Genomic DNA, 13,696 nt, shown 5'->3' with positions numbered 1-13,696 from the left:
TCTCCTACCCTTCCCGCCAGCCTAAATATCTCACTTCCGCTGTGCCAACTTTTGCAATTAGTATGTCTTTTCGTTCTTTTGTCGTATAAACTTTTGTTCCGACTGGAAGAATCGATGCGGTCCCATTAGAGAAATCTCCACCATAAACAGATTGGTTTTTAATGTTTGTAAGCCTCTCTTGAATTGTCAACTCTAATTGTTTTACCCAATCAATCGATTCCGCATTAACATAAACAATGTCTTCCCAAACAAACAAATCGGTTTCTCCATATTGAGAAGGAACGTTTTCCGAAGTTGGATTTGTTATGGCCATATTGGATTCCGTCCCATGAAAACATCCTGCTAACATTATCAAACTACAAAATACCAAACCCCATTTTTTCATCTCGTCACCTCTTTTATAGATTAGACGATGAATAATAAAAATCGTTTCGGACATTTGTTCCTTTATTTAATTAAAAAATGCGGCATTCAAAGTTCAATCGGACATCTGTTCCGCTAATCGGCATCCATTTTAATAAACCTCTCAAAAATCAGGTCCTTAACGGAACTGATGTCCGTTAAAAATTCAAAAAGGGCGAAATCTATGAAAATAACGGATTATATGTCCTTTCGTAAGTTTAAGCACTATCCACATCCACTTTAAATGGACTTTCTTTTAATATGACTTCCTGACGAATGGGATCCAACGTTACTTTGCAACCGAGCGGTAAAATAAGCTTTGGATCCGTGTGTCCAAAATCAAAATTTGAAACAACAGTCAATTCACTCGCACCAAATTCTTTTGCAATGATTGAAACAAGGATGTCATCAAGCTCTTGTTTTTCCTCTGCCGTATAGTCTTTTGGTCTACCAAAAATAATACCTTTTACTTTTGAGAACACACCTTGCATTCCATAGTTTCGAAGCATATAACCAACTTGCATCGGAGTCGGCTTTTCTTCTGATGTCTCAAAAAATAAGATTTTCCCTTGCCAAAAATCCTCTTGAACCCAATATGGTGTCGCCTTCATAAATTCTAACACTTCAATACAGCCACCCCATAGTTCACCTTCAACTAGTGTATTTCCTTGAATAAATGTCCAACCTTCACTATTTTCAATAAACGGCTGACATTGCCCAAGTGTTTCTAAGTGACTCCAGTCTTTATATCCATTCGTCCATTTCGAGTATGGTTTATAGTGATATATTGGGGGTTCAGAGAAAAGAAACTGTTGGAGGTGTTCTGTATATGATTGGGGTAGATTTCCAATTTGAGCCATCCCAGCCATAACCGAAGGCCCATAAAACGTGACCATTCCTAATGAGTTTAAATAAGCCAAAAACGTTGTCGCGTCCGAAAATCCCATAATCAGTTTGGGATTTTCCATAATAAGCTCCGTATCTAAATGTGGCAAAATTCTTATCGATTCATATCCACCAATTGAAGTGAAAATAGCATCAATACTATGGTCGCGAAAACATTCGTTGATATCTTCTGCCCGAAGCGCCGGATTATCATATAACTGTACTGGCGACATTCTCGCTGTCGGCATTTCGATTACCTCAACCTGTAGCACTTCTCTTATTTTTTCTAGGCCAAGCTCATATATTTCTGGATACAGATATGGCAATCCACTTGAAGGAGAAATAATCGCCACTTTGGAGCCTTTTTTTAGTTTTCTTGGTTTTATCACGTCATTCCCTCCTTAGTTTAAAATACCGTATTGTTGAAGGGCGTATGTCACTCCATCTTCACTAGCTTTTTTTGTAATAAAATCAGCAACCATTTTTACATTATTATTGCCGTTTTCCATCGCAATACTAAGACCTGTAAGTTCGAGCATATCGATATCATTCTCACCGTCACCAATGGCAATGGCAGCATCCGGTGTCAAATTAAAATAGTTCAATACTTTTCTAACTGCGAATGACTTTGACACCTCATCCTGTAACACATTACAGACGAATGGATGCCACCTTTGAAACATTAGATTTGGAAATTCGTGAATATACTTCTTTACTGTTTCCTCATCTGCATACAAACACATAAGATAAATTTCTTCGTCATATATTTTGAGATGTTCCGGCGGATAAGAAACCATCCCTAGGGTTTCTTTTAGGGTTGTAGCAATTTTTTCATTTTCGACGCCATTCATTGTAAAAGTTTCTGTAAATAATGATAGCCCGTCGTTTTCTTTCTTCGCAAAATGATACACATCTTGAACAATCGTCTTATGTATAGGTACTTTGTGAATGACATGATTTTTATGCTTCGCATAAGCTCCATTTGCCGTAATAAACACATCAATTCCTAATTGTTTTATATCTTCACACATTGATAACGGTCTTCCAGTTGCCGCAACGACTTTTATTCCTTTGTGTTTTAATCGAGTAATCGTTTGTTTCATTGTTGTGGAAATACTACCGTCTTTCTCGTTTGTTATCGTACCGTCTACATCAAAGAATATGATTTTATATTTCATTTTTTCCCTTTCTAACCGTGCTACTGTAGTCAGGTTTATCCACCGATTATCGTCTTCATCCGTTCTTGTTCTTCACTTTTATCAAAATATTCAAACAAACCAATTTGGTTTCCCCACGGGTCAGAAAAAGTAGCCCATTTCACTGGAACTTCGCCTCTTGAAAATCATTGACTGCTAGCTTTTCTATTAACCGCTGTTTTTCTAATTCCAAATTAGGAACACCAAAACGAATTGGGCCACTTTGAATAGAGGGCGTACCCTCTGCTAGCTGGAGCCAACAACTAGGTATGACTTCCCTCCGCAAATCCGTCATGAGGAATAAAATCTGGTTTACGATTAAGAAGTGTCTCATACCATAATTGTCCTTTTGTAAAATCACGTACACGTATTTGGATGGTTAGTTCGAAAATCATGAATTCCCTTTCCTTTGCACTTGATTGAATATTGTCTTATTGTTTATATGGATTAAGAATCAAACACTAGTACAACTTTTCCTTCCGTCATTACTTCTTCAAAATTTCCATTTGTATATTCACTTATGAGCGTTCTCCAAAATTGTTGTGCCCTTTTATTCTCCCGTTCTTGAGCTACTTCCCACTTTCCAGAATGGCTACGGAACAATTGCAAGGCGACTGCCTTTCCAATTCCTTTCCGTCGCCAATTTTTCAAAAGGAAAAATTCGGCTATTGTAGAAGTGATGTCTTTTCGATTCAAACAAGAAACATTGTTAAGTAATGTAAAACCTACTAAATTATCCTCCACTTTAATGAAGTATGGAACTCTCCCTTCTTCTTCCACCCCATGTGGAGTCCAATAATGGTCAAGATATAAATATTCAAAAAAACCAAAGCGATTTGGATCACTTCCATTAAACTCACTCACATCATATTCATATAAATTAAGTAAATTTCGAAGAATACTTTTTTCTTCGTATTCCACTTTTACAAGATTAACATTGTTCATTGGACCACCTCATGTTTTCTTATATAATAGACTTGAAGTTTAAAATAAAAAGGATGTGGAACGTAATGCCCATATAAACCTCGAAATGACCCTAGCGAATTACAAATTTTACGATTACTAAGCACTCGAATGCAATTATCAGAAAAAGATCAGCAATACTTTTACAATCTTGAAAAGGGATTAGCTGGGGAAAAATTATTTGATTCCATCACTGAAGGGATTTTGTGTGATTGCTTGATATTAAATGACTTACTTTTCAAGCATAATAACACTACCTTTCAAATTGACTCCCTTATCGTTTTTCAAGACTGCATTTACATGTTTGAAGTGAAAAATTTTGAAGGCGACTATTTTTACGAATCAGAAAGATTTTACAAAACCTCTAACTCTGAAGTGAACAACCCGCTAAACCAATTAATGAGAAGCGAATCACTGTTCAGACAGCTCCTCCAAAGTTTGCGAGTTACTATTCCACTCCATGCATATGTCGTTTTTATTAACCCCGATTTCACGTTATATCAAGCTCCACTTAATAAACCGTTTCTTTTCCCAACACAACTCAATCGCTTTATAAAAAAATTAAATATGGTGCCTTCAAAATTAAACAAAAAACATAAAATACTAGCCGACCAATTAATTTCTCTGCATATCCAAGACTTCTCCTTTTCCTCATTGCCTTCCTATGAATACGATCAGCTACGAAAAGGAATTCCTTGTCCTAAATGCAAATCCTTTGCCACTACTTCTGTAGGTAGACTATCTGTATGTAATGCATGCAGATTTGAAGAAACTTTTGAAGCGGCCGTCATGCGAAACGTCCATGAATTTAAACTCCTTTTCCCAACTAAAAAAATCACAACGAACATCATTCATGATTGGTGTAATTTGGTGAATTCTAAAAAAAGGATTAATAGAATACTAGAAAAGAATTTGAAAATCGTTGGTACTCACCAATGGGCTTATTATGAGTAATCTTACCCTTATGAAGGACACTTCTTTTACTTTTTCACCTAGTTTTGTCCTTCATCATCCTTATGAAGGACACTTCTTTTGCCTTTTCACCTAGTTTTGTCCTTCATCACCCTTATGAAGGACACTTCTCTTCCTTTTTCACCTAGTTTTGTCCTTCATCACCCTTATGAAGGACACTTCTTTTGCTTTTTCACCTAGTTTTGTCCTTCATCACCCTTATGAAGGACACTTCTCTTCCTTTTTCACCTAGTTTTGTCCTTCATCACCCTTATGAAGGACACTTCTTTTGCTTTTTCACCTAGTTTTGTCCTTCATCACCCTTATGAAGGACACTTCTCTTCCTTTTTCATCTAGTTTTGTCCTTCATCCCCCTTATGAAGGACACTTCTCTCGCTTTTTCACTGAGTTTTGTCCTTCATCGAACTTATGAAGGACAAAACTTCTCCTCTTCAACAAACCCAACCTAACAACACTCCATCACCGTATCTCCAAATGAGCGAACATCTTGTAAATAGTTGTAGCCTTCTGGTGATCCGAAGCTATTAAATGCTCGGACCGCTACTAGATTTTTTTCTGGTATTACTAATAACGTTACTGTAGTGTAGCCTAATATTTGAAATGAGCCTCTTGGAACGGTGGCGCCGATTTCTGTTTTTTTAGCTTGTTTGTCTTTGACGAACCACAAACACCCGTTTTGTGGCAAATCATGCTGAATGCCATCTGGGCTTTGGATAGATGTTGCGAACTGAATGAGCTCTTTTGGCACGATTTGAGTCCCACCGATATTGCCTTGTTTCAAATGAAAATAGCCCCATTTTGCCAAATCTCGCGCAGACACATACATATTCATTTTATCGCCATCTACACTTTGACTTGTTTTCCATAAGCTATCATTTTGGTCTCTTATTACATCTACAAAGTTCTCTTTTTCATCTGCATACCAGCCTGTTTCCTGCAAGCCAAGCGGGGTAAAAACAGTGTCTTGCAATATCGCAGCTATTGTTTTCCCCGTTGTCTTTTTCACTAGTTTTGTTAATAAATCCACTCCTACACCACGATAAGCCCAACTCGTCCCGGCTACGAATTCCCTCATAATACAACCATTTTTCTCAACCAATCCGTGTGTATGTGTTAACAGATGCCTAATTGTTGTATCTGAAAGTAATTCTGCCTTAATTCCTGGAAAATACAAACTTACTTTTTCATCGATAGAATCGATGTAACCATAATAAATGGCATAAGCAACTGCAAAACCGATATAACTTTTTCGGACTGAAGCGACATGGAATTGTGTATTAGCTTGAACTATTCTTGCATTAGCTTCTTTCGATTGCGTTCCCCAGTATTCCTCGACGACAATGTTATCATTGTGGATAACAAACGCAGCGGCACCTGAGCAATCCACGCTCTGCGAAGTTTGTTTAATATGATTAATTACGCTAGTAAATTGAGAATTCACTCCATCATTACCCTCTTTTCCTTTTCTATTTTACCACATCATCCCAATTTTTCTTATAAAAGTCTAGTATGTAGATTCGTTCCTTTGTATAATAGTTTCTGACAAGCCTACTTGTGAACGAGAGGAATTACTAAAAATGAAAAAGAAATATATTCTTTTATTTATATTGCTTGGAATCAGCGTTGTTGTCATTAATTTCATGGACATTAAAAAAGTCGACAACCGCGATTATGATAACACAAATGAAGAACACCTTGCGAAAATAAAAGAGTTAGAAAAAGAACTGAGAGATGTAAAACTTGACTACATTAACTTAAGTGAAGAAAATAAAGAATTAATAGAAAAAGTTAACTCAGTAAATACTACTTTATCTGTCACTATTTTCGAATTGGTCTCCATCATCCTAGATTCCGATAAGGCAGATGAAGTTTTTGGAAGTGAAATCCTATATAAAGAGGTTACCGATTCCCAATATGTTGTCATCACTAATGATGAATATGGCAACTTTATAACGGTTGTCACTCCAGAAAAAACTAACGGTTCCGAACTTTATGATACGAAAGATAATGAATATGTTAATTGGAGCGGAACCGTGGGCTTTTTTACTGGATACATTTGGGATGAACAAGTCAACACAGTCCTCGTGGAAGATAAATCCATTCATACGGCTGAAATTATTCAGCTAACAGATGGAACAAAAATATGGTTTGTATCGTACGAACCTAGTCAAAAGGCCCAAGAGGCTGACACCGTGAAAGTTAAAATCAAAGCATTAGACGGAAATGATGAGATTTTATTTGAAGAATCTTTCAACTCCACTATCTGGGGTTATTAAATGCTTTTTCACTAACCTAACAACCATTAAAAAGAGTTGCCCCTCAACTAAGCAACTCTCCCTCATTTTCCATCACACTGCTTTTCGCATAAAATACAGCAACCCTGCCCCGTAAAATAGAACAAAACTTCCTCCGACAACGGTCAACACTTGGTCCCAAGGTACGAAGAATACACCTTGTGCTTCTCCATCAACATACATCATAAAAAATGGTTGAGCCCATGGATAAAAAGGACCGATACGCTGTGAATTTGCGACAAGAATCGTTGGCAATGTAAACATAACATTAATCGCTAACGGGATGGCCATATTTTTCCATACCATTGCAACCCATAATTGTAATGCGACTAACGGGAAGGTTGCGACCCAGCCACCAACAACGCTTTTCCATACAATTTCAATTGGAAACGGGTCAGAAAAGCCTTTGATGAACCCGACCGTATAAATCGCAGCAAGATATAATATCTGTATCACAAAAACAATACTCATTAACAAACTATACTTTGCCATAAACACTCGACCTCTTGTCACAGGTAAGCTTAACAGCTGCTTCCACCCTCCTGCTTGATGTTCATAGCGGCAAATCATACTGGCAAGTACACCTGTGAGTAACGGTAAAAACAATAACGCATACGTTAAATTCATAGCGAACAAGGAAATATACCACTGGTTAATATCTACGTCCATTACAGCTGGAAAGCTAACTGTCAACCCCATAAACAAACCAACGGCAGGACCGATGAGAAGAAAAGGAACGATATTTGTTTTTCGTAATTTATACCACTCCGCTAAAAATAAAGATGGAAACATCATTTCACGTCCCTTCTCATAAAGTCGAGCATACCGACGAGATAAATGACGATACCGACTCCTAACCCTAAATAGACATTCATCAATGGTTCATTCGCTTCATTCATTAAACTCGGCCATTTCCAAATCATCCAGTCCGGTAAGATATAAGCCATATACGTTAATAGCGTCCCGATGATCCCTACTGAAACGGCAACACCTTGTTTTTTACTTACTGTTGTAATCCATAAATGAAGCGCCAATACTGGTAGAGCGGCAAGTAAAGGAAAGTAACTATACTCAAGCAAAGCTCGAACAGGAATATCTGTTCCAAGCTCTAGCACCGAGCCGTACGCAAATGTAAAAACGAACAACAGTGTGGAAGAAACAACTAATAATACTGCTAACACAGAAAACTTCGATATATAAACACTTTTCTTAGTGACAGGGAGGGCTAACAGTTGTTTCCATGCCCTCGTCTCATCTTCCACGCTCGCCATAAGTGACGTTAAAATAACAATCCCTAACACAAGAGCGAGCGATGTGAATGCGTTCACGTTTACAATATAATACATCCAGTTATCATCACTTTGTTGAAGCAAATAATCTTTGCGAACTCCATAATTGACCATTTGCAACGCAACAACACCGATTGGTCCTAAAAAAACAAAAATCCAAAACCCTTTTCGTTTTATTTTCATAAATTCACCCGACATCAATCTTATGAGCATCTAACATTCCCTCCTTTGTTATCTCAAGGAAAATGTCTTCAAGCGACCGTTTTTCTTCTTCTATTCTGTAAATCGAAATATTATCCGCCACAAACCACTTCACGATTTGGGCAATGTCATCATTAGATACATCTTCAATATAAATTTGATTCCCACGACATTCAGCTTCAATTCCTTTCGTCTTTAAAAAGCGCCATCCTTTTCGGCTTTCACTAGTTGTGAATACGAGCTTTTTCTGGGAACGACTCCGTAATTTATCAATTGAATCTTCAAAAATTAAATGTCCTTTTGAAAGAATCCCAACCGTTGTAGCCATTTGGTCGACTTCAGTTAATAAATGACTAGAAATTAAAACCGTCATGCCATAGTCTTCCGGAAGCCTTTTAATTAAATTTCTCATTTCAATGATTCCTGATGGATCTAATCCATTTGTTGGTTCATCTAAAATTAACAGCTCTGGTTCGTGTAATAAGGCAGCTGCAATTCCTAATCGTTGTTTCATTCCTAATGAAAAACCTTTTACTTTTTTTGTCGCGACATCTGTTAACCTAACAATATCTAATACTTTCATAATTCTTGTTTTTGGAACATTAACGATTTTTCGAATCACCTCTAAGTTTTCATAAGCGGTTAGATGTGGATAATACGATGGATTTTCTACAAGTGAACCAATTTTACGAAGAATATCGATTTTGTCTCTTTTTAAATTTTGGTTAAAAAGTTCAACATCTCCTGCAGTTGGTTTCATTAAACCTAGTAACATTCGAATCGTCGTTGTTTTCCCTGCTCCATTTGGGCCTAAAAATCCGTAAATTTCACCTTTTTTAATGTTCATGCTCACTTCATTTACTGCTTTTTCTTTCCCAAATGTTTTTGACAACCGTTTTGTCTTCACAATATATTCCATCTCTCTTCACCTCAGTTTCTAGTGTAAAAAGACAAGGTTAAACAGAATGGTTTAAAATGGTTAAATTTTGTTTAAAAAAACCATGAGAAGATGATTATCCTTCTCATGGCCAGTTACAACGATTTACTTTTTGATTTCAATAAATTTTCTTTTTCCTACTTGTACGATTAATTTATCTTCTACTTTGACTTGTAATTTACTATTTTCTACAACAACTCCATTTAGTTTAACGCCACGGTTTTCAACCATCCGTCTCGCTTCACTTTTAGAAGTAAACATGTTCAGTTCAAATAAAAGTTCAATTACAGGAACTTCGTCGTCGCCTGCCCACACCACCGTTGGAATTTCATCTGGAAGTTCCCGCTTTTGGAATACAGAAATAAAATGTTGTTCTGCCTTTTCCGCTTCTTTTTCACCGTGGTACATTCTTACGATTGTTCTACTTAACAGCATTTTCGCATCACGTGGATGCATTTGACCCGCCGCCACATTTTCTTTTATTTTTTGCATGTCTACTGGTGAAAAATCTGTGACTAATTCAAAGTATTTTATCATTAACTCATCTGGAATGGACATCGATTTCCCGTACATTTCATTTGGACTTTCATCAATTCCAATGTAATTTTTCTTTGATTTTGACATTTTTTCAACGCCATCTAGCCCTTCTAACAGTGGCATTAATAGCGCGACTTGCTTTTCTTTGCCAAACTTCTCTTGGAAATGTCTCCCCATTAAAATGTTAAAATGCTGGTCTGTTCCTCCTAATTCAATATCACATTCTAACATAACAGAATCATAGCCTTGCATTAACGGGTAGAAAAATTCATGTAAAGAAATTGGCTGATGAAAGGCCATTCGTTCCTCGAAATCATCTCGTTCTAACAGCCTTGCGACAGTTATTTTTCCCGCTAATTGAATGACGTCCTCAAACAATAATTGCGACAGCCATTTCGAATTGTAATGTAGTTCAACTTTTTCCATATCAATGACTTTCGCAAACTGTTCAAAGTACGTTTTCGCATTATGCTTTACTTCTTCATCTGTTAATTGTTTTCTTGCGACTGATTTCCCTGTTGGATCGCCGATTTTCCCTGTAAAATCACCGATAATGAGTTGAATAATATGGCCATTTTCTTGGAATTGTCTCATCTTATTAAGAACGACCGTATGACCAAGATGTACATCCGGGGCTGAAGGGTCTAAGCCTAATTTCACTTTTAACGGCTTATGTTGTAAAATCGACTTCGCCACTTTCATTTCTAACTCTTCAAGCGGTATAATTTCTTGTACACCTTGACTATATAGTGCAAGTTGACGTTTCACTTCATCTCGTTGTTGTTCTGTTAACTGTTCCATTACATTTGTCATTTTTCTTCCTCCTAAAAAATTCAATATAAAAAACCACATCCCAAAATAAGGGACGTGGTTCTCACGCGGTACCACCCTTGTTGAAGGTGTCCACCTTCCACTCATCGGATAACGGTCCGTCCGTCTCTGCTAGTAAGCAAAGAAAGCTCAAGGATTGTATTTCATCATATCTTTGTGTCGATTTGCACCATCCATCGACTCTCTTTAAACAGGGAGATAATGACTACTTGACTTCCTCTCATTGCTCTAATGTTTCATCTTTTTAAAATTGATTGTCTCGAATGACTTTTCTTAGTAACCTAGACATTTCCTTTTGCTCATCGGTTGTTAAGCTAGATACAATATCCACTTCTCGTTTATGAAATGGCGGATAAAGAGTTTCCATTACTTCTTTCCCTGTGTCGGTTATTCCTACGTAAGTCACTCTTCTGTCTTTACTATCCGTTTTTCGATAACACAATTGTTTTCGTTCTAATGTTTTCGTAATATTGCTTATTGTTGCTTTAGAAACCCCAACAGACTCAGCTAGTCTCTTTGTTTCTAATGACTCCCAAATCCATAAATCATATAACATCGAGAAGGCAGTCCATGACAATCCATGCTCAACTAGAACTTCTTGCTCCATTTGATTTCGTAACCCTTGTGCTACCCGATATATATTAGTAACGACTGCAACTGCATCGAGGTGCAACGAATCTAGTGGGAGTTTTGTTAACCTGTTTATCGTATCGATTTCTTCAGGAAGCCATTCTCCATCCTCATTATAATTATGAATGTGTCATCCCTCCTTCTTTTATTTTTATAATCGTTAGCTATGAAACGATTCTAACAAAATAAAAAAGAGAATGCAATAGTCATCTAAAAAAGTTCTAAAAGATAGCTAGTCGATTAAACTGTTATAAGAAAAACGCGGAGCGTCTTTTCGTTTCAAGCGAAGTGCGGATCCCTGCCCGCTTTTGACAGTGAACCACAAGTGCTCTTCTTGGGGGGAAACGCGCAGGTGCGCAGCCTTCGCTCTTCTTGAATAAGCTTTCAAAGCTTCGCTGCTAGACCAAAAATTTCCTTTCTTATCTTTTAAAAAAAGGAGCTTAATAACCCATGCTCCTTTTTTACCACTTAGCGACGATTTCGCTTCAATGTTTTCAAACTCCAAAACCGAACTCCTAATAATAAATCCGAGCGGTTCAACTTTTAAAATTTCTGCTTATTTTCACCGTCGTTCCACTTTCATCTGACGATATCTCCCAATCTAATCCCATTTCTTTTACCATCATATCGACAATAGATAACCCAATGCCTACGCCTGATTCATTTGATTGATGGTGAATGCCTGGTCCGTGGTCTGTTATAACAATTACGTCAGCTTTTTCTGTTACGACTGTATTTACTTGAATAAAGCGGCCATCTTTTGCATGACGCAACACATTTTGAAGAACATTGTCTACTATCCGTTCCATCCATAGTGGGTCAATTTGCCATTCTTTTTCTTGTAAAGGAAGGAAATCAACTTCAATTGTAAAATATTCTTTTTCAAATAATGGATACCAAGACGCTACTGTTTTTCGTAACAACCGAACGATATCGATTTTGCTCGGTTCATATTCGTATTTATTTGCTGTTAAAAGGGTGTAGGACATTAAGTTTTCGATGAATTGATCGACATGTTGAATCGATTGATCCATCATCTCAACGGATTGCTCCCCGTTTTTTGAAAGTTCTTCTTCTTTTCCAAGTGAATAAAGGTGAGCCCGTATTTTCGTTAATGGTGTTCTTAAATCATGGGATAAATTCGCAATGAGCTCTTTCCGTAATTGCTCTTCTTGTTGTTCTCGATGTCTACTTTCCTTTAATTCTTGCACCATTTTATTAAACGTTTGTTCTAATTGACCAATCTCGTCTTTTTTCTTCACATCGATTAAAACTGGCAAACCATCGACTTCGCGAACTTCCATCGCATGCTGTAACGTTAGAAGTCGTTTTCGAATTGAACGGAAAAATAAAAAAGAAATGAAAATAAAGAAAAGAATAATGCCAATAAACATGAAGACAAAAAAATGACCATATTCTTGTACATTTTGGAAAGTTAACAAATCCCGAGGTAACTCAAGAACAACAAAGCCATCGGCGTCTTTTTCTCCTACAAAGGCCACAACCGTAAACGGATCACCATTATAGCGACTTTTTAAAAATTGTGCGGTATTTACACTCGACCAATTAGCAGGCAATTTTTCTGTTGTGTCGATTTCTAATTGCAATCGTCCATCTCCATCAACCCAAAACATGGAGGATTCAGGATACTTTTCTTTCCACTTGAGAAAAAGCTGTTCAACTGCTTTAGTCGGATTGGTTAAGATGGCGTTCGCTTCTTCATGCCAGTTATTTTCAATTTCTGTTGCATTAAGATGATTGACCTGTTGTTGCAATGGCTCTGTATTAAAAACAACAAGTGCTGTTAAAATAAAGCTAATTTGGACGAGCCCAATCGCAAATAAAATAATGAGCATGTATTTTACGAGTAAGGAGCGCAAAAAATTCATCTTTTCACCCGATACCCAATGCCACGAATCGTTTCAATAACGGCAGGTTTTGCTGGGTCTTTTTCTATTTTTCCACGTAAATGACGAATATGGACCATTAATGTTTTATCTCCTTCTATGTACTGTTCGCCCCAAACCCCTTCAAACAATTGTTCCTTCGTTAAAATTTGATTTAAATGTCGGATAAAAAATTGAAAAATAGCTCGTTGTTTTCCGGTAAGCTGAATTTCTTCTTTTGTCTCTGTATTACTAATATGCATATCTTTAGGACGAATCGTTAAATGATGGATTTGTAAAGTCTCCTCATCTTTTTCAAATCTTCTTAACAATACTTCTACTCTTGCACAAAGCTCATCTGGATGAAATGGTTTTGTCAAATAATCATCAGCAAAGCTTAAACCTTCAATTTTATCTTCAATTGCCGCCCTTGCAGAAAGCATTAACACCGGGAGAGTTTTCGTTTCTTTTTTTATTCGTTTTCCAATTGAAAATCCATCTAAGCCAGGAAGCATAATATCTAATATCATTAAATCCGCTTCCATTATATACCGCTCAATCCCTTCTCCAGATTGAAGCCATGTCACTTCATACCCTTTTTCGGTTAATTCTTTTGTTACCCAAGCTCCAATTTCATTTTCATCTTCAACATATAAGATATGAACCATCCTAA

15 protein-coding genes, 1 pseudogene and 1 other annotated feature are annotated in these 13,696 nt (G+C 36.9%); of the genes and pseudogenes, 2 read left to right on the top strand and 14 right to left on the bottom strand.

Going from position 1 to position 13,696, the window contains the following annotated elements; translation table 11 throughout:
* Positions 1-4: 4 nt before the first annotated feature.
* From T323_RS0119510 to T323_RS0119490, 5 genes and pseudogenes are all read right to left on the bottom strand, one after another.
* Positions 5-385: a hypothetical protein gene (locus T323_RS0119510; protein WP_026674783.1), complete on the bottom strand. Its 381-nt coding sequence runs from the start codon at positions 383-385 to the stop codon at positions 5-7.
* Positions 386-620: 235 nt separating this feature from the next.
* Positions 621-1,676 (bottom strand): S66 peptidase family protein, encoded by a 1,056-nt coding sequence (locus tag T323_RS0119505; RefSeq protein WP_026674782.1) that lies wholly within the window; start codon positions 1,674-1,676, stop codon positions 621-623.
* Between the two features lie 12 nt (positions 1,677-1,688).
* Entirely contained in the window at positions 1,689-2,465 is a 777-nt protein-coding gene (locus T323_RS0119500) for a Cof-type HAD-IIB family hydrolase (RefSeq protein ID WP_026674781.1), read from the bottom strand.
* A 35-nt stretch (positions 2,466-2,500) separates the two neighbouring features.
* Positions 2,501-2,878: pseudogene (locus T323_RS27185) on the bottom strand (VOC family protein).
* 52 nt (positions 2,879-2,930) lie between these two features.
* A complete protein-coding gene (locus T323_RS0119490) occupies positions 2,931-3,428 on the bottom strand; it encodes a GNAT family N-acetyltransferase (RefSeq protein ID WP_026674780.1) in 498 nt (165 codons plus the stop codon).
* A 129-nt stretch (positions 3,429-3,557) separates the two neighbouring features.
* Between T323_RS0119490 and T323_RS27180 the strand changes: the two genes are divergently transcribed.
* Entirely contained in the window at positions 3,558-4,400 is an 843-nt protein-coding gene (locus T323_RS27180; RefSeq protein WP_084309336.1) for a nuclease-related domain-containing protein, read from the top strand.
* A 463-nt stretch (positions 4,401-4,863) separates the two neighbouring features.
* Here the strand turns inward: T323_RS27180 and T323_RS0119480 are convergent, their stop codons facing one another.
* Complete coding sequence (locus T323_RS0119480; protein WP_026674779.1) at positions 4,864-5,859, bottom strand: serine hydrolase domain-containing protein; 996 nt, start codon at positions 5,857-5,859, stop codon at positions 4,864-4,866.
* A gap of 136 nt (positions 5,860-5,995) precedes the next feature.
* On the opposite strand from T323_RS0119480, the gene T323_RS0119475 reads away from it, so the two are divergent.
* Complete coding sequence (locus T323_RS0119475) at positions 5,996-6,694, top strand: mediator of RNA polymerase II transcription subunit 21 (RefSeq protein ID WP_026674778.1); 699 nt, start codon at positions 5,996-5,998, stop codon at positions 6,692-6,694.
* A gap of 72 nt (positions 6,695-6,766) precedes the next feature.
* Here T323_RS0119475 and T323_RS0119470 read toward each other — a convergent pair whose 3' ends face one another.
* The 8 genes from T323_RS0119470 to T323_RS0119435 all read right to left on the bottom strand — a co-directional run bounded on the left by T323_RS0119470 (position 6,767) and on the right by T323_RS0119435 (position 13,691).
* On the bottom strand, positions 6,767-7,507 hold the full coding sequence (locus T323_RS0119470) for an ABC transporter permease (RefSeq protein ID WP_373279347.1): 741 nt from the start codon (positions 7,505-7,507) through the stop codon (positions 6,767-6,769).
* Complete coding sequence (locus T323_RS0119465; protein ID WP_026674776.1) at positions 7,504-8,214, bottom strand: ABC transporter permease; 711 nt, start codon at positions 8,212-8,214, stop codon at positions 7,504-7,506. Before T323_RS0119465 ends, T323_RS0119470 begins: the two co-directional genes overlap by 4 nt.
* On the bottom strand, positions 8,189-9,121 hold the full coding sequence (locus tag T323_RS0119460) for an ABC transporter ATP-binding protein (protein WP_026674775.1): 933 nt from the start codon (positions 9,119-9,121) through the stop codon (positions 8,189-8,191). Before T323_RS0119460 ends, T323_RS0119465 begins: the two co-directional genes overlap by 26 nt.
* A gap of 123 nt (positions 9,122-9,244) precedes the next feature.
* Positions 9,245-10,489 (bottom strand): tyrosine--tRNA ligase, encoded by a 1,245-nt coding sequence (gene tyrS / locus T323_RS0119455; RefSeq protein WP_026674774.1) that lies wholly within the window; start codon positions 10,487-10,489, stop codon positions 9,245-9,247.
* Between the two features lie 45 nt (positions 10,490-10,534).
* Positions 10,535-10,740, bottom strand: a binding site (T-box leader).
* An 11-nt stretch (positions 10,741-10,751) separates the two neighbouring features.
* Positions 10,752-11,264 (bottom strand): MarR family winged helix-turn-helix transcriptional regulator, encoded by a 513-nt coding sequence (locus tag T323_RS0119450; protein WP_051556627.1) that lies wholly within the window; start codon positions 11,262-11,264, stop codon positions 10,752-10,754.
* A gap of 105 nt (positions 11,265-11,369) precedes the next feature.
* Complete coding sequence (locus T323_RS0119445; protein ID WP_026674772.1) at positions 11,370-11,642, bottom strand: YbaK/EbsC family protein; 273 nt, start codon at positions 11,640-11,642, stop codon at positions 11,370-11,372.
* A 31-nt stretch (positions 11,643-11,673) separates the two neighbouring features.
* On the bottom strand, positions 11,674-13,026 hold the full coding sequence (locus T323_RS0119440; protein WP_026674771.1) for a HAMP domain-containing sensor histidine kinase: 1,353 nt from the start codon (positions 13,024-13,026) through the stop codon (positions 11,674-11,676).
* Complete coding sequence (locus T323_RS0119435) at positions 13,023-13,691, bottom strand: response regulator transcription factor (protein ID WP_026674770.1); 669 nt, start codon at positions 13,689-13,691, stop codon at positions 13,023-13,025. Before T323_RS0119435 ends, T323_RS0119440 begins: the two co-directional genes overlap by 4 nt.
* Positions 13,692-13,696 lie beyond the last annotated feature (5 nt).

The sequence above is a fragment of the Alkalihalobacillus bogoriensis ATCC BAA-922 genome (genome assembly GCF_000621445.1).
Lineage (GTDB): Bacteria > Bacillota > Bacilli > Bacillales > Bacillaceae_F > Bacillus_AO > Bacillus_AO bogoriense.
The sequence above is the reverse complement of the archived record's forward strand: the minus strand, read 5'-3'. Positions and strand labels throughout refer to the sequence as shown.

What these genes read in the sequence shown, in the direction of transcription:
- T323_RS0119510 (WP_026674783.1), bottom strand. Translation starts at nt 385, where the DNA reads ATGAAAAAATGGGGTTTGGTATTTTGTAGTTTGATAATGTTAGCAGGA.
- T323_RS0119500 (WP_026674781.1), bottom strand. Translation starts at nt 2,465, where the DNA reads ATGAAATATAAAATCATATTCTTTGATGTAGACGGTACGATAACAAAC.
- T323_RS0119490 (WP_026674780.1), bottom strand. Translation starts at nt 3,428, where the DNA reads ATGAACAATGTTAATCTTGTAAAAGTGGAATACGAAGAAAAAAGTATT.
- T323_RS27180 (WP_084309336.1), top strand. Translation starts at nt 3,558, where the DNA reads ATGCAATTATCAGAAAAAGATCAGCAATACTTTTACAATCTTGAAAAG.
- T323_RS0119475 (WP_026674778.1), top strand. Translation starts at nt 5,996, where the DNA reads ATGAAAAAGAAATATATTCTTTTATTTATATTGCTTGGAATCAGCGTT.
- T323_RS0119470 (WP_373279347.1), bottom strand. Translation starts at nt 7,507, where the DNA reads ATGATGTTTCCATCTTTATTTTTAGCGGAGTGGTATAAATTACGAAAA.
- T323_RS0119465 (WP_026674776.1), bottom strand. Translation starts at nt 8,214, where the DNA reads ATGCTCATAAGATTGATGTCGGGTGAATTTATGAAAATAAAACGAAAA.
- T323_RS0119460 (WP_026674775.1), bottom strand. Translation starts at nt 9,121, where the DNA reads ATGGAATATATTGTGAAGACAAAACGGTTGTCAAAAACATTTGGGAAA.
- tyrS (WP_026674774.1), bottom strand. Translation starts at nt 10,489, where the DNA reads ATGACAAATGTAATGGAACAGTTAACAGAACAACAACGAGATGAAGTG.
- T323_RS0119440 (WP_026674771.1), bottom strand. Translation starts at nt 13,026, where the DNA reads ATGAATTTTTTGCGCTCCTTACTCGTAAAATACATGCTCATTATTTTA.
- T323_RS0119435 (WP_026674770.1), bottom strand. Translation starts at nt 13,691, where the DNA reads ATGGTTCATATCTTATATGTTGAAGATGAAAATGAAATTGGAGCTTGG.